The organism is Planococcus beigongshangi, from assembly GCF_016820495.1.
Lineage (GTDB): Bacteria > Bacillota > Bacilli > Bacillales_A > Planococcaceae > Planococcus > Planococcus beigongshangi.
This window is the reverse complement of the sequence record NZ_JADHDU010000003.1, coordinates 358,553-385,097: the sequence shown is the minus strand read 5'-3', so window position 1 is coordinate 385,097 and position 26,545 is coordinate 358,553. Positions and strand designations below refer to the sequence as shown.

Below are 26,545 nucleotides of genomic sequence, written 5' to 3'. Positions count from 1 at the left end.
ATCTTCTAATAAGGTAGCTGCTCTAGATTCTGCGCTAACTTTTCAATTGCTGGTATATCTGCTGGAGCCCATTGGAGTTGCTCCAACTCCGCTGGCTCTAACCACTGGATTGCGACATGTTCCGTTAATATCGGCGTCCCTTGGACTAAGCGGCAGTAAAACGTGGTAAGGTGCACAATGCCAAAATCATATTCATAAACCGTGTGCTCGACTTGCTCACCTATTTCTATCTCACAATGCATTTCTTCTTGAATTTCACGCTGCAACGCCGCTTGTGGCGATTCACCTTGTTCGATCTTGCCGCCCGGAAATTCCCAAAGGCCAGGTAATGATTTCTCGTGACCTCGCTGTGCGCAAAGGATTTTCCCATTATTTGTGATGACTGCTCCGACTACGTGGATGTTTTTCTTCACCGTCCATACTCTCCTCTTCAAAAATTACTTATATTTCACTTTCCGCGCGCCTTTGAATTCTTCATCGCTTAATTCTGAAAAAGTACTTCTCCAAAGTTGGTATACGTTAAAGTTAGAAGAAACCCCTTCCTTACTAAGTTTCACTATATGAAATCCATATTCATCATTTTTTCTTGTTAAATATCTTTTTCTGGCGTAAGAGTATATTCTCCCAGAAGAAGTTATATCATAGAACTTTTCATAATTTCTTATTGCTCTTCGCTCTCCCTTCATCGCTCTACTCCTTAGCATAAAGTGTATTGTAAATGAGGTTTCAAATGGGTTAGTAAATAGTTCAAACAATATTACCTTCTATTATAACTGCTACAGTCCCAAATTAATTAACGAATCTAAATATTCCCAAACAATTTCTTATTATAACCTAGAATTTGTCTTTAATTTCGCATTGAATTCCATTCCATATAACCCCCTCAACAAAAAAACTGCCAGTTAAAATTAACTGGCAGTCCTCTCATTTCACTCTTCCCCCACCACATACCTCAACAAATCCCCAAAGATAATCTTATCCGACAGCTTCAGCTCTTCCCTCACCGTTTCCAGGTAAGGCTCACAGTACTGAACGTCCAGCGCTTCCCCGCTTTCCTTGCTGTAACAGACATTATCCTTGTAGATGTAATCCTGTGAGACAAAGCTGCCGTCCCGGAAAATGACGGGGTGGTCGCTGTCCCGGGTGAACAGGTTATGGCCGAACGAATAGCGGGTTTCGATCTTGATGCCGAGCAGATGCAGCAGCGTCGGGCGGATGTCGATCGCGCCGCCCGGGGTTGGGATGATCTCGCCTTCCTGGCCCGGGATGTGGATGATCAGCGGCACTTGTTTGTGCTTCATCCCGCTCGCCGGCGTCGCTTCTTTGCCCAACAGCTCATTCAGGCCTTCTTCGTATTTTTCGGAAATGCCGTAATGGTCACCGGCCAGGATGAAGATCGTGTCTTCGTACATGCCTTCTTCTTTCAAGGTGCCGAAGAATCTTTCGAGCGATTCGTCCAGGTAGCGCACGGTGGTGACATAGCGATTGACCACGTCTTCCTGCGTCTGCGCCTCGTCAATGAACACATCTTCCTCTTCCAGCAGGAACGGGAAATGATTCGTCAAGGTCAGGAATTTCGCATAATACGGCTCCGGCAGGTTTTTCATGAACGCCGCGGACTGTTTAAAGAACGGAATGTCCTTCAAGCCGTAGTTGACCGAGTTGTTTTCGGTTACCTTGTAATCCTCTTTCGAGAAATAACGGTCGTATCCGAGTGTTTCGTACATGACATCACGGTTCCAGAACGTATCGACGTTGCCGTGGAAAGTGGCCGCGTAATAATCATTTTCTTCCTTTAATATCTGCGGAAGGCTGTGGAACGTATTGTCCGGCCGCCTCACAAATACAGAACCGCTCGGCAGCGGATAGAGGCTCGTGTCCATCATGAATTCCGCATCGGACGTTTTGCCCTGTGCTGTCTGGTCATAGATTTGATTGAAATAAAAGCTGTCCTGGATCAGCTCATTCAGGAACGGCGTCACTTCCTCGCCGTTCACTTTTTTGTTGATGACGAAATCCTGTGTGGATTCGAGACTGATCAGCACAATGTTTTTGCCTTCCGCAATGCCGAACAGCTCCGTGCGGCCGGGATCCTGCTGCTGCAGGTATTCGATGGATTCAACCGCTTCCGCCTCCGTCATCATCAGACGCTGCAGCGGGGCACCCAACCCTAACGCAATGTCATACACATGATAATTCAACGGACCGAGCGATTTCACCACTTGTTCCCGGTCATAGGAATCGGAAAACAAGTGAACGGATTGGACCAGTCCCAGACTAACGGCCAGCACGACAAGTGCCGCGCCGCTTGCGATATATTTTTTCTTTATTTCTTTCGAGACCTTGAAGTCGGTTTTCGTCTTGAACAGCAGCCAGCCGACGACGAACAAATCGATGAACAGCAGGATATCCCACAGGCTCATCAATTCGACGGTGCTGGCGCTCAGGCCGCCGACATTGGCGAATTGGAACAGGACGGGCGCTGAGACGAAGTCGTTGTAGAAACGGTAATACAGCAGGTCGCCGTAAAGGACGCCTGTGCCCGCCACGAACAACCCGAACAATACGTAAGGGTTCACTCTTTCACCGAAATAAAAGCTCAAACCCATCACGAGTATCAGTGATCCGATCGAACCGGTCAGGATTAGCACAACGTCAAAGAAGGACTGGATGTTGAGGTTGAATCCGGCGAAACAGACGATGACCGTCTTGAGCCACAGGATTCCCGTAATCAGCAATGTCAGTCCAATGCCTGGTGAATTTTTAAAGTGTTCTGTTAAACGTTTCATCTCAAACCAACTCGGCTTTCCGGCGTATCGTTTTCCGGAGAACGGCCAGTGCGTTTCCGAAATCCGCCAATGTCAGCTCGCCCATCAAGGCGAACTGGATCCAGTTCCGCTCCAACAGGTAATCACTTTCATAACTGACGATGATGCCTTCTTCCTTCAGCTGCGTCCCGATTTCATCCGAGGAAATCAGTGCCGGCAGCGGAATCGTCAGGATGCCCGGTGAATAGCTGTTATCCCCGAGAACAGTGAATCCCGCATTGCCGAGCATCTCCCTCGCGGCATGTCCGGTCTGCTGCCTGGTGTCCAAATCGATCCGGTTCAATGCCGTGTGAAGCGCAGCGACCAGATTGGACGAATGCGTATAGGGAATACTGTCGGCCACAGCGTATTGCCCCAGATCCAGATAACGCGGGATCGAAGTGTCCGGCCAAACCGGCTCCTGGTGGAAGACGACCGCAAGTCCCGGATAAGCGCCTAAGCCTTTGCCGCTGACGTTGCTTGCCAGATGGACCCCCTTCAGGTCGACCGGCACGATGCCGACAGAACTGCAGGCATCCACGCATAACTTGACTCCATGGCTCTTCGTGAGCGCTTTAAGACTGTCCAGATCGTAAAGGGCGCCTGTCGACGTTTCGCAGTGCACGGTCCAAAGCCAGGTGATGTCCCTGTCCAGTTTGAGCAGATGCTCGACTTCCTGGATCGAAATGGGGTCGTTCCACGATTTCGCCAGCGTTTCGAACGGCAGGTCGAATCTCGTTGCGTGATCGATCAGGCGATAGCCGAACTCGCCGTTCGCGAGGATCAGCCCTTTTCCCGGCAGCTTCCTGATCTGTGCAGCCACCAGATCATTCGCCATCGTGCCTGTTCCGACGGCAATCCCGGCATGCTCCGCGTTCACAAGCGTGCACAGTTTGTGCCGGACAGTCTTCATCTCTTCGATGAACGCCTCTGAACGGTGTGAAATCGCCGGCTGTCCGAATGCCGCTTCAACTTCCCTGTGGATCGCCACCGGTCCCGGCAGAAAATTCAGCGGCTTCGCAGGGCTCTTCCTTTGCATCATTTTCGAGAATGCGATGGACGTCGTTTCGAATTTCGCTTTCGTCAGATACATCGGCTGGAACATCGCGCCTTCCGTGCCGACCATGTCGCCGAACGGTTCGAAACCGATCCGCTTATACAGCTTGATCTGGCGGTCCGTCCCTGAAATCAGCGCCAGATCGAAATCCGCTGCCAGGCAATAGCTCACCAGTTCATTCACGAGCTGGTAAAATACCAGCGTCCGCCGGTAACTCTTCTTCACCGATAATAGCCGCACTTCGCAAGGCTTCGCTCCTTCCGGCAAATACCGGTCCAGATCATCCAGTTTCTGGTCAAGCGAAAATGGACGGGTGATGCGGAGCGCAATCATCCCGACGACTTCCTCCCCGTCTTTGGCAATGATGTAGATGTTTTCCTGATCGAACTTATCAACCAGCCGTCTGTCCTGATTCTGCTGATGCTGCGGAATCTCTTCGACAAACGTCTCGTAATTCAATTGATGGATCTGGTTCATTTCGTCCGGTTCCGACGCAATCCTGTACGTTAACTTACGCTGTTCCATTTGTATGCCCTCCCCCAGCCAAAATGGATGTGGATTTAGAGAAATAAAGGTTATGTATCTCTTTAAATAAATCAAATTAAAGAAGCCTGTAAACATGCCGCTTCGGCGCTATGGACAAGACTCCCACAATAAGCCGAGAAGAACACTCGTCTTATTGCTCCGTCCAGTCCGGAGCCGCGCCGGTGCTGAGATAAATTTCTAAACATATGGAGCAAAACAGCGCATTCTCGCCGGAAAGCAAACTGTTTTACGGAATATCAGATACGATAGGCTCTTTAGTTAACTTATTATGTATGTTTACTCTTACTGTATGTGATTTCAGACAGAATAGACAGGATTAAAGCCTTAATTCTGTCATTTTTTTCGCTCGAATCAATGCAGTATATTTACCCGTTCCTCCTTAAACTCTACTATAGATAAACGCACAGGAATATGAAAAGTTTCAAAATTGGTTCATTTTCCCATAATCGAATTCGCATTAGACAGGCAAAGGATATTGAAAAGATAGAGCAAAGAATTTTGAGTAAAAAATTCCCAAAGAAATTTTACTGTCAAATGACATTTTTCTCTCAGTCCATGTTATATTTTGATATGGAAATCAGCATTCTGTATAAGTTCATCTTATATAGAAAGAAAAACATCAATGTTTATAGAGGAGTAATGAAATGAAAAAGAAATTGACTTATTTAATCCTGCTTTTGACTGCCATCTTCATGGCCGGCTGCACCAGTGTGGAAGAAGCAGCCGATACAGATGTGGAAACCGCTGTACAGGAAGAAACGAAAGCTGAATCAGCAGAAAAAGAAGCCGAAGAAGAAGCTGCAGCTCAAAAAGCAGCGGAAGAAAAAGCGGAACAGGAACGCCTGGCGCAGGCGCAAGCGGCTGAAGAGGAAGCTGCAGCCAAAGCAAAAGATGAGCTATTTTCAGGTTACACCCTGATTGAAGTGGACGGCGGCGATTTGTCCGGCCACCGCGAAGCCAATGTCGTCGTTGATATCGGATTCGGGGACCGGGAATACTGGGCCTTCACGAATGAGCACGGCCAGCTGGTGCGCGTCGTCGCAGCGGAAATCATTCTGCAGGACGACGACAGCGAACCGGTCACATCGGACGGCAGATATTACCCGGACGAAGCCAAAGTCCCCGATGTTGAAAGTGACCGCTTAGACGAAGGCCACATCATCGCCGATGCACTCGGCGGAGTGGCGAACGCCTACAACATCACGCCGCAGGAAAGCACGCTGAACCGCCACGGTGACCAGGCGTATATGGAAGACGTCATCCGTGACGCGGGCGGCGCGGATGATTTCGAAGCGATTATCACTTATCCGGATACAGAAACGCAGGTTCCATCGAGGTACCAGTATACGTATACCGTAAGAGGCAATAAAGTCACTGACAAATTCGATAACCTGAACCCGGACGAAGTCAACGCATCCCTCGGTTTGACGGGCAGCAGCTCTCCGGATTCAGGCACGTCAAGCAGCACACCTGCACCACCTGCTTCCACTCCGGCTCCAGCCGCTCCAGGCGGTGACGTCTCCAGCGTCGATACGAACGGCAACGGACAGGTGACGATCAAGGAAGCAAAAGCGGCAGGTTTCAGCATGCCGATCCACAGCGATCACTGGCTGTATCCGTATATGGATGACAGAGATGGTGATGGGATGGTTGGGGAATAAACATCTGGAATTTTGACGTAAGATAAATGAGTGAGAGGACAGGTTCCTTGTTGGGCGATCTGTGACAGGTTGCGAGTGGGTAGCTGTACAGGAACAACTTAAGTTAATGGTCGTATCATCTGCAAATGTCCTAGATTGAAAAACTAATATTTTTCACTAACTGTTGCGATAGTCCTCGAAGGATTATCGCTTTTTTTTAAGTCATCGTATTGTCATGAAGCAGGTTAACGGATTGAGAACTTGTATGAATCAGAGACGTGTCTCTTGTAGAAAAATAGCGAGACATTAGGAAGATGGTAATGATACTACTTAATAATGACAAATAGATTTATTTGCGAAATATTGTTGGGCTCTTTACCGCAATTGCTGGCTTAATTTTCTGCGTAGATATTAAAGGCAAACAATACGATGAAGCAATCGGTGTCGGTGGGAAAGCGTTTGTCTTTGTTTTAACCGCTCTTTTCTTGAAGCCTTTATATTATGCGCTATTTCATTACGCGTTTAGAATAAGAAAACCCCGGTGTTTACAAAAACACTGGGGTTTGTTTTGTATGCAATGAGATAGTTCTCTAATTTCTTTCACAACTGCTTCTGTTTTCAATGGTTGCTAATATCAGATTTCTACTTATTATATCGCTAAATTTTATTTCTTAGAAACCAAAAAATTCTCCTTTACTCTGGTAAAAGTATTTTTTAGAACACCGATTTCTTTTATCTCACATTCAATACTATCCCCTGCTCCCACAAATTCAGCTCCTACAGGACTACCTGTCAAAATAACATCTCCAGGTTTAAGCGTCATCACGGTCGAGAGATAGGAAATCATTTTTCGAATCGGAACAATCATCAACTCTGTGGAACTGTTCTGTTTTACAATTCCGTTCACTACAGCTCTGACACTGATTTGTGAAGCTACAAGTTCCGTTTCTATAACAGGTCCTAACGGAGTAAATGTATCAAACGATTTCCCGACCATCCAATGCCCATTTTCATGGAAAAATTGTGGAGCAGTTACATCATTTCCGACAGTGTATCCAAAAATATAGTCATTAACTTCTGATTCTAAAATATTTTTTGCTTCTTTCCCAATCACAACAGCGAGTTCAGACTCGAATTTCACCTCTTCTATACCAGCCGGGATAATAACTTCTTCTTCGGGTCCGATTACAGATGAAGTCGGTTTAAAGAAAAAGACTGGAATTTCAGGCAGTTCTTTTGGCAACTCTTCCAATTTCGAAACGTAATTCGCACCTATTCCAATGATTTGATTTGGCTCTATTGGCGCTTGGAAAGTAACTTCATCGACTGAAAAAACATTTCCGGTATATGACCATTCCCCAAAAATATCACCAGCAATTTCTTCTATTGTTTCATCTTTGATAATTCCCATATAAATTACGGAATCAATTTTGAATCTGGCTAACTTCATTTTCGGCACCTCTCAAAGGAATTTTTTGAAATAAATTCATATATTTTCAGTTACTTAAAGCAAATTTGGATTTTGCTTCTTTTCGGCGTCGATGTAAAATCGGTTCCGTATATCCGCTCGGTTGTTCTTGCCCTTTAAATATTAAATCACAAGCTGTCTGAAACGCTATAGAGCTATCATAGCCGTCTCCAATTGCATGATAATCCGGATCTCCGTCATTTTGGGTGTCCACAACTTTTGCCATCTTTTTTAATGCTTCCCATACTTGTTCTTCAGAACAGATTCCATGATGCAGCCAGTTGGCCAAATGCTGGCTTGATATTCGCAGAGTTGCACGATCTTCCATGAGTCCTGTGTTGTTAATATCCTGTACTTTGGAACAACCAATACCCTGATCTATCCATCGAACGACATAGCCTAAGATTCCTTGGACATTGTTTTCAATCTCCTGCTGAACTTCTTCTGGCGACCATTCGGGAATGTTCACTACAGGAATAGATAATATTTCATCTCTTAATAAATTCTTCTCATTCAACAATTCTCTCTGTACTTTATCTACATCCACCTTATGATAGTGCAGTGCATGCAAAGTCGCTGCCGTAGGCGATGGTACCCAAGCCGTATTGGCACCTGCATGGAGATGGCCAATTTTTTCTTCCATCATCTCTGCCATTAAATCAGGCATGGCCCACATCCCTTTTCCAATTTGAGCTCGTCCTTTTAAGCCACTGGCAAGTCCGTTTAAAACATTTGATTTCTCATAAGCTTTCAGCCATTCAGCTGCTTTCATATCACCTTTTCGAATCATCGGACCAACTTCCATTGATGTATGGATTTCATCACCCGTTCTGTCTAAGAACCCTGTATTAATAAAAACTACTCTATCTTTTACTTCCAGAATACATGCTCTTAAATTCAAAGAGGTCCTGCGTTCTTCGTCCATTACACCTATTTTTAGAGTATGCCGTGCCAATCCTAGCAAATCTTCGACTCTATCGAAAAGCTTATTGGAAAAGGCAACTTCTTTTGGTCCATGCATTTTCGGTTTTACAATGTAAACCGATTTTTGCGAAGAGTTCTGGAATTCATTTTCATCGGATAAAGAATGTATAGCCGCGAGACTTGTAAAAACAGCATCAAGTATACCTTCTGGAACTTCCTGGCCATCTTGATCCAATACTGTATCGCTCTTCATCAAGTGTCCCACATTGCGCACAAACATTAGAGATCGGCCTTTCAAAGAAAAAGATTCTCCTTGCGGGGAAAGATAAAAGCGATCTGGGTTTAATCTTCGCGTCACTGTTTTATTGTCTTTTGTAAAGGAGGCTTCCAAATTTCCTTTCATTAACCCAAGCCAATTACGATACACTGCGACCTTGTCTTCAGCATCTACTGCAGCGACGGAATCCTCACAGTCCATAATTGTGGTCAATGCCGACTCTATAAGAATGTCCTTTACTCCTGCCCTGTCTGTCTTCCCTACCGGATGCTGGTGATCAATCTGAATTTCAAAATAGAGATTATTATTTTGAAGCAAAATAGCTGTTGGATTTGCAGCTTCCCCTGTATAACCGGCCAGTTTATTTTCTTCCTGGAGTCCGGTCGTCACACCGTTACTGAATAATACTTTTAACTTTCCCTTTTCAATACTATATTTACTTACTTCTTCATGAGAAGAATGCTTTAAAGGTGCCGAATGGTTTAAAAAGCTTTTTCCATATTCTATCACTTTGTTTCCTCTGAATGAGTTATAACCCTTAGTCCTGCGAGTTTCCCCTTCTTCGGCAATTGTGTTTGTTCCATATAGCGCATCGTAAAGACTGCCCCATCTAGCATTTGCTGCATTCAAAGCAAAACGAGCATTATCAACCGGGACCACCAATTGTGGCCCTGACTTAATAGCCACTTCTTCGTCCACACTTTTCGGTGCTATTTCAAAGGCTGTTGGTTCAGTTTCCAGATAACCGATTTTTTCCAGAAACGTTTTATACTCTTTCAATTCTGCATTTTTATTTTCTTGATGCCAGCTATTAATGCTTTGTTGCAGCGACTCTCGAACCGCCAAAAGTTTTTCATTTTCACGGGTAAATTCTTTTACGAGTTTTTCAAAATCAATCCAAAACTTCTCTTGATTTAATCCCGTTCCCGGAATGGCTTCCTTATTTACAAAATCATAAAGTATATCCGAAATTTGCAACTCACCTATTTTTGTATAACTAGCCAACTTTATCTGCCTCCTCTTCATATCAACAGTCACTCTAACTTCTGCTAAGCTATTATCTGTCAGATTATTGCACTACAGCTCCATTACTCTTCTTTTCAAATCGATCAAGACTCAATCTCCCTAAATCAATTGAGGTTTCACCTTCCAATAATAGTTCAGCCATCAATGTGCCTACTAAAGGCGATAAGGTGACTCCACTATGCATTACAGCAAGATAGGCATTTTTTATGTTTGAAATTTCTCCTACTATAGGGAATCCATCTTCCGGAATTACTCTGACACCCGAAAAAGATCGGACTAAATTTGCATTTGCTAAAGCCGGGATATAATCAACTGCCATTTTCGCAGTATCTTGAATAACCTCCATTGTGGTTCTCCGGTCGTAGCCGACTTCTTCTTTCGAATAGCCAATTAAAACTTCTCCATTATCCGTTTGTCGCATTCCGGCTATTGTATGGCGAAAAAGTGGTGCGAGCGGCTCTGTAACCAAAATCTGCCCTCTTACTTGTTTTACGGGAATGTCTATACCCAAAAAGGAGCCAAGTTCCTTTGTCCATGGACCTCCCGCCAGAATTATTTTTTCAGCAGTATAAGTCCCTTCATTTTTTGTAGTAATTCTAAAAAAACCACTTTCTTTTTTAATATCGATAACCGGGTTATAAAAAGAAAATTTAACATCGTTTTTTTTTGCAGCTTTAATATAAAGTTCCACCAATCGAAACGGATTTACATTACCGTCGATACTGCTGTAGGTAGCGCCAGCTATCTTGGAAGATAGGACGGGCTCTTTTTCCAATACTTGATTCCTGTTCAATACTTCTACTTTAATTCCTACTTCCGCTTGTTTTTCCGCTAACTTTAACGCTTTTTCTCTATCTTCTTCATCAAAAAAAGGGGCAATCCCCCCAGTTCTTTTGTATTCAACATCTCCAATTTTCTTTTCTAAAAAAGGATATAGTTCAGCACTGTACATGCTTAATTCACCATACCAAGAGGGTGATTTATTATGCACCCACACCCACGCTTGAGTAGATCCTGATGTTCCTGACAAAGGAAATCCTTTATCGATTACAATTATTTCCTTTTGGCGGCTTTCAGAAAGGTGATAAGCTATACTGCTCCCCACAACTCCGCTCCCTATAATGGCTATATCAACGTATTTATCCATTAGTATCCACCTCGGAAACCGATTCTTTAAATACAGAAACAACGCTTGATGTTTCTTGATTTGCCACTAGGACTCCCAATCGAGTAATTTTAATAGGCATTCTATTTTTAGGATATTCTATGTGTTCCATCGGCTCTCCCGTGTAAGCTGCAATTATTTCCCTTACCATATTTGTACAAACTTTTGACTGGCAGGGTCCCATTCCGCATCTGGTAAGTCTTTTTATATCATCAAATTGACAGGCTCCCGCCTTTAAGGCTGTTTCAATTTCATCTATATTTATCTCTTCGCATTTACAGACGATCGTTGACTTATCCATTCACTCCCTCCTTCTTTTTTGTATAATCAGCTACAGCTAAATCTCTTTCGGTAAAAAATCATTTACAAGGCTAATTCGAGCATCATGAACTTTACTGTATCGACCCGTTTCAGCTTTCAAAAGTTCGGTCCATAAAATTTCTTTTTGCTTCTTCGCTTCAATATTATTTAAAATAGCCAAATCTTCCAAAATACCCGTTACCGCAATTGAAGCGGTCACTAATATTCCTTCGATACAAGTTATTCCAGCGGCGTTTCCTGCCACATATACAGATGAATTACTTGTTGTAAAAGAACTACCGTATTTCGGAATCCTTCCGCCAAGATTTTCGATATAAGTAAATTCACAATCCAATAGTTCAAGGGGTTCTGTTACAGGATATAAGCCATTACTGATACATACCAAATCAATTTCTCGTTCTTTTTTTAGGACATCGTTGTCAATCCAAACTTTTTCTACATGCTGTTTGCCTGCAGCTTTTTCAATATTACTATGAAAAAAAACTTCTATATTTTCACTTTCGAATTTTTCAATCAGTTCCTTGTCAATCTCATCAATACTCTTTTTTTCGATAATTCCCTGTACATTTACTCCACATGCTCTCAATTGTTTAGCAATATCATATGAAATAGAATTACATCCAAGCACAACTGCTTCTTTCCCCGGCAATACTCTTTCACGGTTCAGCAGTATTTGAGCAGCTCCTATCGTCATCACTCCCGGCAAGGTCCAACCTGGGAAAAGAGCCGCCTGTTCGGCAGCACCTGTGGTCACCAGAATTTTTTTCGCATATATCGGGAAAGTATCCTTGCCATTTGACACACCTATTGTGCCATTTCTATAGGTCCCTATCATCGTATGACCAAGTAGGGCCGTTACACCTATGGACGATACTTTGTTGCTAAAAAATTTAGCCAAAGCAATACCAGATTGTTTACCAAATTCTTTTGGAAGGTTCTCTAATACTTGCGCCTGTTGTCTTAACTGTCCTCCAAGCGCAAAAGATTCTTCAACAATTGCAGTCTTTACTCCTTTTTCAGCTGCTGTCAACGCCGCCATCAATCCTGCTGGACCACCACCAATTATAACTAGTTCAAATTCCACTTCCTCCCCTCCCGACCACTGGATCTCCACCATTGAAAAAAACTTGCATGCCTTCCTCAATACGGGTCATGCAACTAAGTGTGTGATCAAGGCCATCAATTGTAACGAAACAGCTGCAGCATCTTCCGTTTGCACAGAAGACGCCTCTTGGCTGCTGAAGCTTCCTGCTGACGCCAAACACTTTTATGCCATTGCCCATTAATGCTGCAGCTACTGTTTGGCCTGATTTTGCTATTAACTGCTTTCCTTCATAGAAAAAAGTAATTTCTTCAAGAAATTCACTTTCCAGTAACGGGTGATCATTAATATACATAAGCTTCTCCTTATAATATAATATTATAATCTTTATACTGATTTTATAATCTTGTTACTTATTAACTATCCATTTTTTCTTCTATATGTTTCAATCTAAATCATTTCTTTCATTGAAATGGAGCGCATAGGATTATATGCAGCCAAGTCCATATCTTGTTCAGCATTTCTTACTATCGATGCTGCTAATTTACCAACGTAAGGGCCCATGGTCAGTCCTGAAGCACCTAGACCTGTCGCTAAAACCAGGCCTTCATATCCTTCGATTTCTCCAAGCAAAGGCAAGATATCTTGCCCCATAGGACGGAAACCAATTCTTACTTCCTCTAAAGTTCCAGATGACAAGCCAGGTGCGACATTCAACGCTTCCGTCATCACTTCGTGGACTCCTCCCGCCGTCAGTCGATAGTCAAACCCTGCCCCTGTTTCTCTTGTCGCTCCAGCCACTACTCTTGAATCGTCAAATGCCAGCATATAATGACTGCTTTGTGGTAAAACAACTGGCCAATCCGACGTATCTTCACCAGGCAATTTGATATGTGCAATCTGGCCACGTTGAGGCTCTACTTTCAAACTTAACCCTAATGGTTCCAGTAATGATGGCGCCCAAGCGCCTGCAGTCACCAAAACGGAATCAGCGTAAATATCTTCTCCATTCACATGGACACCGATTACTTTCTCATTGTCATGTAAAATATTCGCATCACCATAAATCATATTCGCTCCATTTTTTTGCGCAGCGCGTTTCAACGCATCACGAATTAATCGACCATCAACACGGGCAGCTCCAGATACATGAACCGCCTCCAACTCCTCATTTAATGGGGGAAACAGATTTCGTGCTTCTTCAGAAGTCAGCCTCGAAATATCACCTAATTCTGGAGCTTCTTCCTTCTTTAAACGTACACTTGCTTCGATAACATCTAGTTCTTCTGGCGAAGCGCTTACACACAAAACACCTACTTTTTTATATCCAACCGAGGTTTCTCCATCTTCTTTTAAATCGGCAATCAGAGAAGGATAAAACTTTGCTCCTCCTTTCGCAACTCTATACCAATCGTCATCTTTCACTTTTGAAACCCAGGGACAAACTATTCCTGCCCCTGCGGAAGTTGCTTTCCCATCTTGTTCTTTGTCTATCATTATTACTTCAACATTATTTTTAATTAAATTATATGCGGCACTGGCACCGACAATGCCACTTCCTATTACGATCGCTTTCATCTAAACACTCCCTTTAGTTTTCAGTTCTAATCCCTTTGTTATTCAAGTTAAAGGATAATGACATGCTACAAAATGTTCTTCTTCCACTTCAATTAAAGAAGGTTTTTCTGTCTTACACTTATCAGTTCCAAAAGGACAGCGCGAATAAAATCTGCACCCTTCTTTGACATTAATTTGATCGGGGATATCATTTTCAATAATAATCCGTTCTCTTGCGTCTCTTAAAGTTGGGTCAGGAACAGGTACAGCATTAATCAACCCCAATGTATAAGGATGCTTTGTACTACTGAATAATTTTTCTTTTGATGCCATTTCTACAATTTCACCCATATACATAACAGCAATGCGGTCGCTGATGTATTTTACTGCAGGTATCCCATGGCCGATGAAAATATAAGTCAGTTGCAGCTCTTTCTGAAGCTTGATAAGCAAGTTCAGAACCTGTGCTTGAATAGAGACATCCAACGCGGAAACGGGCTCATCGCAGATTATTAGTTTGGGATGTAAAGCTATGGCACGAGCAATTCCAATTCTTTGCCGTTGCCCTCCACTGAATTCATGGGGAAATCGGTCTGCTTGTGAGCGATCTAGACCTACTGTCTCCAGTAAGCCATAAATCATTTCTTCAAGTTCTTTTCCCTTTGAAATTCCATGGGTTCTCAACGGTTCTGCAATTACATCAAAAACTCGCATCCGAGGATTCAAAGAAGAAAATGGGTCTTGAAAAACCATTTGAATATCTCTTCTCACTTTTTGCATTTCTTTCGGGGATAGTTTTAATAAATCCCTTCCTTCAAAAATTATCTTTCCTTCAGTAGGCTCTATTAAGCGGAGAATCGTATTTCCCATTGTGGATTTCCCACATCCGGATTCACCAACTATACCAAGTGTTTCCCCTTTTTTTACGTAAAGGTTTACTTCGTCAACTGCTTTTACACTTTTAGTTGTTTTGCCAAAAATATTTGCGGATAAAGCAAAGTGTTTTTTTAAACCTTCAATCTTTAATAAGTAGTTTTCTTTTACCTCTACTTCTGCAATCTTCATGAACTTACCGCCTCCTTTTCAAGATGGAGCCAACACCTTACTTCTGATCCATTGTCAGCATCAATCAGCGGTGGTTGTTCTTCTCTGCATTTATTCATTACAAATGGACATCTCGTATTAAATTTACATCCATGAGGCATATTAGCTGGAGTAGGAACATTTCCTTCGATAGATTCCAGAGAATCATCAAGCTGATGAATTTTAGGTGTACTGTTTAACAAACCTTTAGTATATGGATGTTTTGGGTCAGAAAATAAATCGAAGACATTATTTTGCTCAACAATTTCTCCGCCATACATCACAACAACCCGATCTGCCATCTCTGCTACAACACCTAAATCGTGTGTAATGAGTACAATAGAGGTTTGCAGTTCTTCGCTTAAGTCTCTCAGTAACCTTAATACTTGAACTTGTATTGTCACATCCAGCGCTGTTGTAGGCTCATCCGCTATCAATAATTCCGGGTTGCATGATAAAGCCATCGCAATCATTACTCGCTGCCGCATTCCACCACTCAATAAGTGAGGGAATGAATAATATTGTTTCTCAGGATTCGGCATCCCGACTTTCTTGAGGACTTCGAGGGTCTTCATTTTTGCTTGATTCTTATTGACATTCTGATGTAATCGAATTGTCTCGGAAATTTGATTACCTATAGTAAAAACAGGGTTGAGAGAAGTTAAAGGCTCCTGAAAAATCATAGAAATTTTGTTTCCTCTAATTTTTCGAATCTCTCTTTCCGATAACTTAGTTAAATCTGTTCCTTTAAACAGAATTTCACCATTGACGATTCTTCCGGGTTTGTTGATTAATTGTAAAATCGATAAAGAAGTGACACTTTTTCCACAGCCTGATTCACCTACAACACAAACAATCTCACCTTTGTTGACATCAAATGACACATTGTTAACAGAGGGCACAACACCATTCTCTGTAAAAAAATGAGTTGATAAACCTTTTATCTCAAGCAATTTCTCACTCATTATTTAGGCCCTCCTTTTGCATTTACTTGTGTTTTCGGGTCCAATACATCGCGCAGCCAATCCCCAAGGAAAATTATTCCTAAAACTGTAATGACAATCGCTATCCCAGGAAACGTAGCAATCCACCAATTTGTCGCTAGATAATTCCGTCCATCTGTCAACATAGCCCCCCATGATACATCCGGCGGCTGAATTCCCAGCCCCAGAAAGCTGAGGGAAGCTTCAAGAATAATAGTAGTAGCAACACTTAATGCCGAAATAACAATAAATGAAGATAATATATTTGGTAGAATATGCTGCTTCATAATCTTAATATTCTTTGAACCTATTGATCTGGATGCCTTAACATATTCTCTTTCTTTTATACTTAATACTTCGCCTCGGACGACCCGGGCATATGTCACCCAATTTGTCAGTCCTATTACAATGATTAATACCATGATGCTGGGTTCAAAAACTGCTAAAAATACCAGAATGAATAAGATACTCGGAATTGCTAAAAATGAATCGACAAAACGCATTAATACACTGTCTATCCATCCTCCATAAAAGCCTGCAATAATTCCAACGATCAATCCGATAACACCAGCCAATACGACAGAAAAAACACCCACTAATAACGAAACCCTGGTCCCTATCAAGATACGGCTCAAAATATCCCTTCCCAGGTTATCGGTACCTAATATGAATTCCCAAGAACCACCCTCCAACCAGGCCGGAGGCTTCAACATGTTCGTCAGATTATTCTCTGCTGGGGGATGTGGAACGATTAAGTCTGCAAAAATTGCTATGAAAACTACACTTATCACAATTAACAAACCGGCTGTTCCTGTTTTGCTTTGAAATAATAAGTTTGTCCACCTTTTCACTTTTCCGGAAAAGCTTCTATTTAAAGCTACTGGACGAGTTAAAGGCAGATCTGCTTTTGTATTAACTTGCACATATACCCCTCCTATGAATAGTGAATTCTCGGGTCCAATAGCCGATAAATCAAATCAGTAATTAAGTTCACTACTATTACAAGAATTGCGATAACAAAAACTGCAGCCTGAACAACAGCCATATCTCTTCCGTTCACAGCCTGGACTAATAATTGCCCGATTCCCGGCCATGCAAATACACTTTCTGTTATCAATGCCCCGCTTACCAAATGAGAAATTTGCAACCCCATAATTGTTACAACAGGAATTAAAGAATTTCGAAAAGCATGTTTGTATACAAGGACAGAATTGCTAACACCTTTACTTTTAGCTGTCCGGATATAATCCTGATTTAAGATTTCAAGCATATTCGACCGAATTAACCTTGTCATTTCAGCAGCAATTCCCGTGCCGAGAGTGATAGCTGGCAAGATGATATGCATAAAACTCCCCCTTCCAGATACAGGGAATATTGTAATGTTTACTGCAAAAAACAAAATCAAAATAATTCCTAACCAAAAGTTTGGCATAGCCTTTCCTAAAACCGATCCACCGGTGATAAAAAGGTCACCGAATGTATTTTGTTTCTTTGCAGAATAGATTCCCAGAGGAATTGAAATAACTGTTGCTACAACCATAGATGCAAACGCCAGTTCAAGTGTGGCTGGGAGCCTTTCGAGTACTAGAGGTAATGCTTCCTGATTGTATCGAAATGAAGTTCCAAAGTTACCCTGCATCAAATCCATTACAAATCCAAAATACTGGACAATAAATGGGTCATTCAATCCTAGCGCCTGCCGCAATGCTTCCCGATCACTTTCTGACGAATCTTCGGGCAACATAAGTGCTACTGGATCTCCAGCAACATAGACCAAACAAAAAACCACAAAAGTAATAATAATTAGTACAGGGATAATTTGAAGTAATCTTTTTAGAATATATTTCTTCATTTCAAACCTCCTTATTAAACAGACCCTGAACAGGGTCTGTTTAAATCATTAATTCTTCGAAATATCATCAAAGAGAATCACTTCATTCAAATTTGGGGTAAATTCAACATTTTCTCTTATTGCATAATCAGATCCTTGCTGAAATAAGAAAATATGCGGACGTTCTTCTGCAACGATTTCTTGAATTCGCTGATATTGTTTGGAACGTTCCTCCATATCAAGATTACGTCCTGCCTCATGGAATAACTCTTCCACTTCTTCATTGTAGTAATCTGTTTGACCAGCAGCACGCTCTTTTGTGTAATGGACAAGTGAGTAAGAGGCATCCAACAAGCCGTCTGCCAAACCAATCATCAATAATTCTTCATTGGCTTTTGAATTATAATCATCGATGAAGGCACTAGATTCAAGTAATTTCAGGTTTACTTTAATTCCGACTTCCCCAAGCATGGCAGTAATCAATTCAGCTACTTCACCGTCTAAAGGATATCTTCCTTTGGACGCAGTAAAAGTAATTTCCACCCCATCTGCGTATCCCGCTTCTGCAAGCAACTCTTTGGCTTTTTCAATATCAAATACTCGCGTATCATATAAGTCAGGGTTTGAACCGAATACCCCTTCTGGAACACGAGATCTGACAGGAACTGCCGTCCCTCTGAATAGTGCATCAACAATTGCTTGCTGATCAATCGCCAAATCTATCGCTTCTCTTACTCTCGGATCTGCTGTAACGCTACCTTCAGTTGTCCTTACCATTAGAAGGCTTACACGTGTAGATTCTCCATCAACCAATTTCACACTGCTTTCACCTTCAATTCTTTCCCATTCATTCGGTGGGATATCTGTCGCAAGATCTACCCCCCCTGTTAATATTTCTCCGACACGGGTAGAGCTTTCGGGTATAGAACGGACAGTGACTTTTTCCCATTTCGGTTCTCCACCAAAATAATCTGTATATGGTTCAAGTACAACTTTATCGTCTCTTAACCATTCAACATATTTATAAGGGCCTGAACCGATTGGATTTTTTTGAAATTCCTCTAAACCTACTTCTTCAAAATAATTCTTCGGCATTATATCGGACCCACTTTTCGCGAGTACATTAAGGAGTGTAGGCATAGGACCATCTGTGATAATTTCAACTTGTAACTCATCCAAAACGTTGACCTCACTGATTTGCTGAAAGTATGAATATTCTTTTAACGTGTCATCCGTCATTACACGTTCCAAACTGAACTTCACATCTTCAGCTGTCACTGGATCTCCATTATGGAAAGTCATTCCTTCTTTTAAATTGAATGTCCAAGTGGTGTCATCCAGCTGTTCATAACTTTCTGCCGCTTCTGTTTGGAGTTCCATGTTTTTGTCCCAGTAGAACAGGCGGCTGAACATATTTCTAAAGACTCTGTCTCCAGTAGTGCTCAAAGAATTTTGAGGATCCATTGTCGTCAAATCAGAAGCTTGTGCAATTACTAAACTTTTATTTTCATCATCGCCAGAAGCTGCTGACCCATCTGAGGAAGCATCTCCGCCGCAACCAGCTATTGCCAGTAATAAAATTAGTCCTACAACCATTAGTAATACGTTTAATTTTTTCATAATACTCCTCCTGTTTTTCGATAGTTTTTTATATTCAGTTATTTTTTTAGAAATTTTTCACTACAGCTGCGGTTACTTTAATACCTTGGATGAAATCATCAACGAATATATTTTCATTTGGAGCATGATATTTTGACTGTGTGTTTGCTACACCTATTTGTACTGCTGGAATTCCAGTATCTACTAACATTTTGCTCATGGGACTGGATCCTGCTAAATTCCTTAAAATGATTGGAGGTTCTTTATATACTTCTTTCACACTTTTTAAGACTTTGTCTACAAACAGATCATTAGGATCTGTATTAAATGGAGCAAGTCCATGAGATTGTTTTATTTCTATGTCCTGGAAACCATGTGCATCCAAGTGATTTCTTAATAGTTCAGCTATCTTATCCGGATGTTGATCGGGTACTAACCTGAAATCCAGTTTCACTTTAGCTATTGACGGAAGAACAGTCTTCGCACCCTCATCTGTATAACCAGATTCGATTCCGCAAACCGTGCATGTCGGAGCTGTAGTTAATGCGTCCTTTAAATCATAGCCGGATAAGTTTTTGATGAACCTATCAATTCCATATAGCTCTTTTGTCTCTTCTTCATTAAAATCCATAGTTCCAATAAATTCTTTTTCTTTTTCTTCTAATGGTTTTATATCGCTATAAAAATCCTTTATTAGTATTTCTTCATTTTCATTTTTAATCGTATTTAAAGCCCAAATCAATCGCCAAGCAGGATTTTCGATTATTGCCGCTTCTGATGAATGCAAATCGGAATTCGCTCCTTTGCAAACCAATTCCACATAACAAATCCCCTTTACACCTAATCCAATATGCAGCCGTTTATCGTTTGCTCCTCTTGTACCACCTTCCCAAATAATTCCGTCTGTTAACAACTTTTCAGGGTGGTTTGTTGCGAAAAACTCTAGATTGGGACTTCCAACTTCCTCCTCTCCCTCGAAAATAAATTTCACATTTATCGGAAGCTCTTTATAGACTTCCAGAAAAGCATGAAGAGCACAGATCCTAGCAATTAAATTCCCTTTATTATCAGCCACTCCTCTTGCAAATATTTGTCCTTCTCGGATGTCGGTTTCAAAAGGTTCACTGTCCCATTCCCCTATAGGATCAACTGGCTGAACATCATAATGATTATAAAAAGTTAGTGTTTTTTCTTTTCCATTATTAATCTCTCCGTAAATAATGGGATAACCATTCGTTTCAATCTCAGTTATTTCTGCTCCTATTTTGTTTAAAAAGAATTTTACTAACTCTTTCATTTCTGACATTCCTTCGTTTAGAACTGAAACACTGGGTTGGTTACAGGCTTCTTTTAACCAGCCTATGTACATTTGAGAATTCTCTTCGATTAATTCATATACATCAGCAATGTTGACATTTCTTCCTTCATAAATATTTGGCAATAGAAGTTCCACCTTTCTATATACTAGATTCATTATAATATTATAAAGTTATAATCTTATAATTTATCTTGTTGCTCAAATCATACTGGTTAAACTAAATTTAAATTTTTATCTCAACGAAATACTTCGTTTGATCCGGCTTCATAACAAACTGAGAATATTCTATTACTTTTCCATCCGTGGTTAAGGTGTGACGCTCAATTACAAATAACTGTTCACCAACGGGAACATTCAATATGTCAGCTTCAATTTTTTCCGCTAAGACTAACGAAAAGTATACTTTAGCTTTATCCAGTTTCATCTGATATTTCTTTATGAATAAGTTGTAAAGTAAGTCGTTTTCAAACGTTTTCGGGTCTAAATCCGGAAATTTGTCAGTTGGAATATATGAATACTCCAAGGCCATAGGTTTTTCTTCTTCTAATTTTACACGGACAATTTTGTAGACAGGATCATTGGTTTTAATTTCGAATATACTAGCAATTTTTTTTGTAGCTTTTTCTTTCTTAAAACTCAGTGTTTTGTGAGGGTGATGTTTATTTTCCCCAGATTCACTTTTTAAAGATACTAATTGTGAGAGATTTTTTTCTTCCTTTTTTATTACAAAGGTTCCTTTGCCACTTTGTCGATATAATAAGCCTTCATTCACTAATTCATGTACCGCCCTTTTAATAGTTATGCTGCTTACGCTAAACTGGGCTGCTAATTCTTTTTCTGTTGGTAACCGATGTCCCACTCCCCATTCTTCAGATAGAATTTTTTCTTCCAAATAGTTTTTCACTTGGTGGTAAAGAGGGACTAAAAGATTTTTGTTTAAATCCATGCCAGTTCTCCTTTTGTAGGATATAGAATATAAAATTATAACTTTATAATTTAAAGTTAGTTTATTATAGTTTTAATTTAAAATTAAGTCAACAAAATATTTAAAAAATTTGAACTATTGATTTTATTTGATAAAAGTCATGTAGAGATAGACTGACATAGCGATATGAGACACATATAAAACACCTTCATTAGGCTGCTTGCTTCCCAAATTCTTTGGGTGCCAGGTAGCCTAATTTTTCTAGAATCCGATCCTCGTTATAGTACCGGATGTATTCCTTTACTTTCTCTGCGACTTGAAGATTATTCAGGGAGTTGAATTTGGTGTATTGAAATTCCTCTGACTTGATATTCGAGTGGAACGATTCAATCACCGCGTTGTCCCAACAGTTGCCACGCCGTGACATGCTGCTTACCCCATGCTTCTCCTTGATTAAATTCTGGTAGGCATACGACGTATAAACACTGCCTTGATCGGAATGGATAATGATCCCCTCAGGATAGCCCCGCAGTTCCAGCGCCTCATTCAAGGTATCGATGACGAGTGGCGTCTGCTGATGATCATAGAGTTTGTATGCAACGATTTCGTTGTTGTACAGGTCCATGATTGACGAAAGATAGAGGGTCGAGCTCCCATACTGGATATACGTGATATCCGTTACCCATTTCTTGTTCGGAGCCGTGGCCGTAAAGTTTCGTTCCAACAAGTTGGGTGCGACAATCACTGATTCGCCTTGCGATTTCCATTTCCGTTTCTTCTTCACCCGGCATTGTGTAGTGCAAAATAAAAGTACATAGTATTGCAATGAAAAAATACATAACTCCGCAGAGCAATCTGCTGGAAATAAAAATGGACTTGATAGTCACCCAAGTCGCCTCTAGTGTTAGTGGTGCTAACCATCTAACTACTGGAGGAATAAAAGGATGCTATCAATGTCCGATATCAATACTATCAAAAAACTAAGAAACGAGAAAGACCTATCGATCAACCGGATCGCTGAAATAATGAAGATCGACTGGAGAACCGCAGATAAGTACGCCGATGGCGCTATTGAAAAACCAACTATTATTAAAAAGAAAAGCGGCATGATGTATGAAGAAAAATGGGGCGAAATTGTCGGAGATTGGCTGTTTGAGGATAGTCGTGAAAAGAAGAAGCATAGACGGAACAACTTACAGATCTTCAGGCAGCTTCAGAAGATGGACTTTCCAGGATCGTATCGTACGGTCTGTAACTTCATTGCAGAATGGAAAGCTAATCATAGTGAAGAGACCAAGGATAAAGGATCGGAAAGACTTTTGCATCCCGCAGGAGAGGCTCAGTTAGACTTCGGAATCATGCAGGCTGTACAAGAAGGCAAGATGCTGGATATCTATCTTCTCATTCTTTCCTACCCCTTTAGCAACCAAGCGTTTTATCAACCATTGCCATCTGAGAACCAAGAATGTCTTCTTGAAGGAATGAAGAAACTATTTGATAAATCAGCTGGTGTGCCTATGGCTGTAAGGATTGATAATATGACCACGGCCGTGAAAAAAACCCGAGAAAAAAATGAAGAAGCAGTATTGACTGACGAGTTCTTGCGATTCCAGCTGCATCATGGTTTTAATACACAGGTTTGTAACACTGCAAGCGGTAATGAGAAAGGGCATGTGGAGCGTAGAGTCGGATACATAAGATACACAACATCTTTAGCGTTCCTCCAGTAATCACAGGTCTTGACGACCTTTCACGACAACTCGATGCATTCTCACAAGAAGACCAAGATCGACTGCATTACGAAAAGGAACTGCCGATTCAGGAGCTTTGGGAAGAAGAGCAGAAGCACCTTCTCAAATTACCAAAAGAACCGTTCAACGTACGGAAGGAATCGAGCATCAAAGCCAATAAATACAATGAGGTCGTGATTGACAACGTGAAGGTCCATGTACCGAAGGCGCGAAATCACTCAAGACTTTTCAGCGTCTTGACGTGGAATCATTTTCAAATTCTCTCAGGCAATAGTGAAGTCTTGCTTGAAGGTCCACGACCTTATATGGAAAAACGAATGGAACTCCCTTGGAAAATGGTATTCCTCGGCTGGAGAGAGAAACCTCGTGCATTGGAACATTCACGTTACCGTCCGTATCTGCCATCTCGTTTAGCAGAATTCCTATTGGTTCCATCGCTTGAACTGAAACGGGCGCGTATCGAGTTTGTACTTTCACTTTTACCTAATCATTCGGTGCTTGAGATTGATGCCAACCTGTATGAGTTGATCAGCAGGTTAGACGAGAATGAAATTGCCCACCCCTTTGAAGTGAACTGGGACAACTATGATAATTTAGGGCAATCGGAGGGAGTCATCTCATGACGGCGATGGATCTAAGAACAATCTGTAAGAGTCTACGACTCGCTCATGTGGCGGATATCGCGGAAAGAAATATCATCCATACGGATGACCCGGCCACTTACCTGACGGAAGTGCTTGTAAAAGAAATGGAACTACGCGAAAGTACCAGGATTGAACGTAACCTGAAAAAAGCCAGGTTCCTTGAAGAGAAATATCTCGAGGATTATCAATGGAATCACGCTGTCCGGCTTCCGTCGACAATCAGTAAGGAAGGATTAGAAGAGTTGGAGTTTATTCAACAACATCAAAATCTCGTCCTAGTCGGCGCCCCTGGAACTGGAAAGACGCATCTCGCCTCCTCTTTAGGACGGCGGGCCTGTGAGAAAGGATATGAGGTTCGTTTTTACCGGGTTTCACATCTTGTGGAGGAACTGGAGAGCGCCTACAGAAATGGCCGTATTGCGGCCTATCGCAAGAAGTTTGAGACGGTCGATCTATTGATTTTAGATGAGATGGGATACGTACCATTCAGCAAAGAAGGTGCTGAAATCCTCTTTCAGCTAATTACGGATTTCTATGAACAAAAGAGCCTGATTGTGACATCAAATCTTGAATTCAGTCAATGGAATCGCATCTTTTCAGATAGCCGATTGACCGCTGCATTAGTGGATCGACTGATCCACCACGCCCATGTAATTACGTATGTCGGAGAAAGTTTCCGATTGACGAACGCTCTATCAAGAACAAAATAATTAGAAATTATTATCGGTGACTAAGTTATGTAGAAAAACGTTGCAATCTTATGTATTTTTCTCTTGCAATATACAAACGCCGAAAGCATTCCACAATGGCCTATCTTTCCCCAAACAAAGTGGAGCTGGAATTCCGGGTGAGCAACATGAAAAATGTCTATTAATCTTCGCAAAAGCTGCCGAAATAGGGAGGCGTCTTTTTCGGTTTCCTGTTTTGGCAGCTTGACAAACGAAGTGCGCTAGGCCATGAAGAAAAATAGTTTGTAGAAATTACTGTCCACTTTCTTGACCCATGTCCTGTTATAATGAGAGACGATTATTATATTTTTATGGATGACGTCTCCCCTCGAGCTACCGGTAATAGCCGACACTAATGGAGACGTCTTTCCCTTTCTCCAGGATTCTTAAGGACATTTATCCGTCAATTCCTAGACAGACAATGCCGTAGAATTCTGTAAATTATAAAATAGTATTAATACGTATCGTGTTATTCAGTGGTACATTCTTTGGCATTCCGTGGTAAAAAAGATGGCAAGAGTGGCTCATTTTAGTGGTTGTAATCACTGAACATTGATCATATCGTGCATGATCGATGGTACTGCTAACAGAGTTTTGTAGCCAAAAGAAAAAATTTAAAATGCCTTTCCGACAAAGAATCAGAAAGGCATTTTCTTCTCTAAGAAACTAGGTGTTCGTTATTGAACGCTTACTCAATTTCTAGACAAAACCAAGAGACAATATTAAGAAACACGCAGCGAGCATTATGTCAAGCCCTAGAAATTGTTGGAATGACGCGGACAGTGAATCCTTTCATTCCAATATGATAAATTCTATTCGACGCACAATATTTAAATCATGGAGAACGTGAATGAATACATGGATTTCTACAACAAAGACCAAATCTAAAAAATTATGCTACCTTACATCCAAAAAATTTGGTTAGCAAATAGTTTAAAAAGGTTTTTAATAAGCGCATCAAATTATTATGTCAGTTTAAAAAGAGCTTAAACTTATTTATAGAGCGATTTGAGAGAATCATATTACATAGTAAGAAAATCAATTTCTTTTTTTAGTAAATTGTATATTGGTCCTACTTCATACTTTTGTTTATTAATTTCTCTAAGAGGAAGAATATCAATGTATGTACCTGTAATAAACACTTCATCCGCATTCAATAAAAAATTGACATCGAATTCTTCTTGTTTAACACTAATATTTTTATCTTGACAAATTTCTAGAATAGTTCTTCTAGTTATTCCGTTGAGTATTTTATTTGTTGCCGGATGTGTAAACACTATCTCATTAGAAACAACAAATAAATTAGTTGAGCTTCCTTCAGTTACAATTCCATCTCTCTGAAGAATCGCTTCATATGAACCTGTTTTTACTGCTTTTTCTTTCGCCAATACATTTGGTAACAAATTCAAACTTTTAATGTCACATCTTAGCCATCTAATATCTTCAGTTATAAGTGCTTTAACACCCTTCTGATACATCTCGCTTGTCGGCCTTGGCACTTCTAATGTATAAGCTATAAATTTCGGCAGAACTTCTTTAGGAGGAAAGGAATGATTTCTATTAGAAATTCCACGACTAACTTGCAAATAAATATGACCATTTTGTAATTTGTTTTTTTCTTTTAATTCTAATAACTTATCTTCTAAGTCCGATATACTTTCAGTGAAACTAATATCAATTTCATTGCAACTGTATTGCAAACGAGTTAGGTGTTCTTTAATCTTAAAAGGTTTTCCTTCATAAACACCTATTACTTCATATACACCGTCCCCAAATTGATAAGCTCTATCTTCATGATTGATTGATAACTTCTCTCTTAACGTTATATTGCCATCTTCGATAATATAATTCAC

General features: G+C 41.0%; 24 protein-coding genes. 4 read left to right on the top strand and 20 right to left on the bottom strand.

Going from position 1 to position 26,545, the window contains the following annotated elements:
* Positions 1 to 5: 5 nt before the first annotated feature.
* The 4 genes from IQ294_RS09090 to IQ294_RS09075 all read right to left on the bottom strand — a co-directional run bounded on the left by IQ294_RS09090 (position 6) and on the right by IQ294_RS09075 (position 4,389).
* Positions 6 to 413: an NUDIX domain-containing protein gene (locus IQ294_RS09090; protein ID WP_203333716.1), complete on the bottom strand. Its 408-nt coding sequence runs from the start codon at positions 411 to 413 to the stop codon at positions 6 to 8.
* Positions 414 to 437: 24 nt separating this feature from the next.
* On the bottom strand, positions 438 to 686 hold the full coding sequence (locus IQ294_RS09085; RefSeq protein ID WP_203333715.1) for an NUMOD4 domain-containing protein: 249 nt from the start codon (positions 684 to 686) through the stop codon (positions 438 to 440).
* Between the two features lie 243 nt (positions 687 to 929).
* Entirely contained in the window at positions 930 to 2,789 is a 1,860-nt protein-coding gene (locus tag IQ294_RS09080; protein WP_203333714.1) for an LTA synthase family protein, read from the bottom strand.
* Between the two features lies 1 nt (position 2,790).
* Positions 2,791 to 4,389: an aminotransferase class V-fold PLP-dependent enzyme gene (locus IQ294_RS09075; RefSeq protein WP_203333713.1), complete on the bottom strand. Its 1,599-nt coding sequence runs from the start codon at positions 4,387 to 4,389 to the stop codon at positions 2,791 to 2,793.
* Between the two features lie 665 nt (positions 4,390 to 5,054).
* Here IQ294_RS09075 and IQ294_RS09070 point away from each other — a divergent pair.
* On the top strand, positions 5,055 to 6,071 hold the full coding sequence (locus tag IQ294_RS09070; protein WP_203333712.1) for a DNA/RNA non-specific endonuclease: 1,017 nt from the start codon (positions 5,055 to 5,057) through the stop codon (positions 6,069 to 6,071).
* 643 nt (positions 6,072 to 6,714) lie between these two features.
* Here the strand turns inward: IQ294_RS09070 and IQ294_RS09065 are convergent.
* The 15 genes from IQ294_RS09065 to IQ294_RS08995 all read right to left on the bottom strand — a co-directional run bounded on the left by IQ294_RS09065 (position 6,715) and on the right by IQ294_RS08995 (position 22,395).
* Complete coding sequence (locus tag IQ294_RS09065) at positions 6,715 to 7,500, bottom strand: fumarylacetoacetate hydrolase family protein (RefSeq protein ID WP_203333711.1); 786 nt, start codon at positions 7,498 to 7,500, stop codon at positions 6,715 to 6,717.
* Positions 7,501 to 7,546: 46 nt separating this feature from the next.
* Entirely contained in the window at positions 7,547 to 9,724 is a 2,178-nt protein-coding gene (locus IQ294_RS09060) for a malate synthase G (RefSeq protein ID WP_203333710.1), read from the bottom strand.
* Between the two features lie 64 nt (positions 9,725 to 9,788).
* The gene (locus IQ294_RS09055) at positions 9,789 to 10,892 is read right to left on the bottom strand and encodes an NAD(P)/FAD-dependent oxidoreductase (RefSeq protein ID WP_203333709.1); all 1,104 of its coding nucleotides are present in this window, start codon (positions 10,890 to 10,892) and stop codon (positions 9,789 to 9,791) included.
* Positions 10,885 to 11,211, bottom strand: a complete 327-nt coding sequence (locus IQ294_RS09050; RefSeq protein ID WP_203333708.1) for a (2Fe-2S)-binding protein — start codon at positions 11,209 to 11,211, stop codon at positions 10,885 to 10,887. The genes IQ294_RS09055 and IQ294_RS09050 overlap by 8 nt, the downstream gene beginning before the upstream one ends.
* Positions 11,212 to 11,247: 36 nt before the next feature.
* Positions 11,248 to 12,315: an FAD-dependent oxidoreductase gene (locus IQ294_RS09045; protein ID WP_203333707.1), complete on the bottom strand. Its 1,068-nt coding sequence runs from the start codon at positions 12,313 to 12,315 to the stop codon at positions 11,248 to 11,250.
* The gene (locus IQ294_RS09040) at positions 12,305 to 12,628 is read right to left on the bottom strand and encodes a (2Fe-2S)-binding protein (protein ID WP_203333706.1); all 324 of its coding nucleotides are present in this window, start codon (positions 12,626 to 12,628) and stop codon (positions 12,305 to 12,307) included. The genes IQ294_RS09045 and IQ294_RS09040 overlap by 11 nt, the downstream gene beginning before the upstream one ends.
* A 95-nt stretch (positions 12,629 to 12,723) precedes the next feature.
* Positions 12,724 to 13,851: an NAD(P)/FAD-dependent oxidoreductase gene (locus IQ294_RS09035; RefSeq protein ID WP_203333705.1), complete on the bottom strand. Its 1,128-nt coding sequence runs from the start codon at positions 13,849 to 13,851 to the stop codon at positions 12,724 to 12,726.
* A gap of 42 nt (positions 13,852 to 13,893) precedes the next feature.
* Positions 13,894 to 14,895 carry an ABC transporter ATP-binding protein gene (locus IQ294_RS09030; RefSeq protein WP_203333704.1) on the bottom strand — a complete coding sequence of 334 codons (1,002 nt, stop codon included), beginning with the start codon at positions 14,893 to 14,895 and terminating at the stop codon, positions 13,894 to 13,896.
* Positions 14,892 to 15,878 carry an ABC transporter ATP-binding protein gene (locus IQ294_RS09025; RefSeq protein ID WP_203333703.1) on the bottom strand — a complete coding sequence of 329 codons (987 nt, stop codon included), beginning with the start codon at positions 15,876 to 15,878 and terminating at the stop codon, positions 14,892 to 14,894. Before IQ294_RS09025 ends, IQ294_RS09030 begins: the two co-directional genes overlap by 4 nt.
* Entirely contained in the window at positions 15,878 to 16,795 is a 918-nt protein-coding gene (locus IQ294_RS09020) for an ABC transporter permease (RefSeq protein WP_203333896.1), read from the bottom strand. The genes IQ294_RS09025 and IQ294_RS09020 overlap by 1 nt, the downstream gene beginning before the upstream one ends.
* Before the next feature lie 35 nt (positions 16,796 to 16,830).
* Positions 16,831 to 17,748 (bottom strand): ABC transporter permease, encoded by a 918-nt coding sequence (locus IQ294_RS09015; protein ID WP_203333702.1) that lies wholly within the window; start codon positions 17,746 to 17,748, stop codon positions 16,831 to 16,833.
* 48 nt (positions 17,749 to 17,796) lie between these two features.
* Positions 17,797 to 19,347 (bottom strand): ABC transporter substrate-binding protein, encoded by a 1,551-nt coding sequence (locus IQ294_RS09010; protein ID WP_203333701.1) that lies wholly within the window; start codon positions 19,345 to 19,347, stop codon positions 17,797 to 17,799.
* A 46-nt stretch (positions 19,348 to 19,393) separates the two neighbouring features.
* Entirely contained in the window at positions 19,394 to 20,767 is a 1,374-nt protein-coding gene (locus IQ294_RS09005) for a M20/M25/M40 family metallo-hydrolase (RefSeq protein ID WP_238942723.1), read from the bottom strand.
* A 100-nt stretch (positions 20,768 to 20,867) separates the two neighbouring features.
* Complete coding sequence (locus IQ294_RS09000) at positions 20,868 to 21,590, bottom strand: GntR family transcriptional regulator (RefSeq protein WP_203333700.1); 723 nt, start codon at positions 21,588 to 21,590, stop codon at positions 20,868 to 20,870.
* Between the two features lie 190 nt (positions 21,591 to 21,780).
* A complete protein-coding gene (locus tag IQ294_RS08995; RefSeq protein ID WP_203333699.1) occupies positions 21,781 to 22,395 on the bottom strand; it encodes an IS3 family transposase in 615 nt (204 codons plus the stop codon).
* Between the two features lie 127 nt (positions 22,396 to 22,522).
* Between IQ294_RS08995 and istA the strand changes: the two genes are divergently transcribed.
* The 3 genes from istA to istB all read left to right on the top strand — a co-directional run bounded on the left by istA (position 22,523) and on the right by istB (position 24,674).
* Positions 22,523 to 23,299 (top strand): IS21 family transposase, encoded by a 777-nt coding sequence (gene istA, locus IQ294_RS16305; RefSeq protein WP_238942722.1) that lies wholly within the window; start codon positions 22,523 to 22,525, stop codon positions 23,297 to 23,299.
* Between the two features lie 338 nt (positions 23,300 to 23,637).
* Positions 23,638 to 23,943 carry a hypothetical protein gene (locus tag IQ294_RS16300; protein WP_238942721.1) on the top strand — a complete coding sequence of 102 codons (306 nt, stop codon included), beginning with the start codon at positions 23,638 to 23,640 and terminating at the stop codon, positions 23,941 to 23,943.
* On the top strand, positions 23,940 to 24,674 hold the full coding sequence (gene istB / locus IQ294_RS08985; protein WP_203333698.1) for an IS21-like element helper ATPase IstB: 735 nt from the start codon (positions 23,940 to 23,942) through the stop codon (positions 24,672 to 24,674). Before IQ294_RS16300 ends, istB begins: the two co-directional genes overlap by 4 nt.
* Before the next feature lie 1,040 nt (positions 24,675 to 25,714).
* On the opposite strand, the gene dat is transcribed toward istB, so the two are convergent.
* A complete protein-coding gene (gene dat, locus IQ294_RS08980; protein WP_203333697.1) occupies positions 25,715 to 26,545 on the bottom strand; it encodes a D-amino-acid transaminase in 831 nt (276 codons plus the stop codon).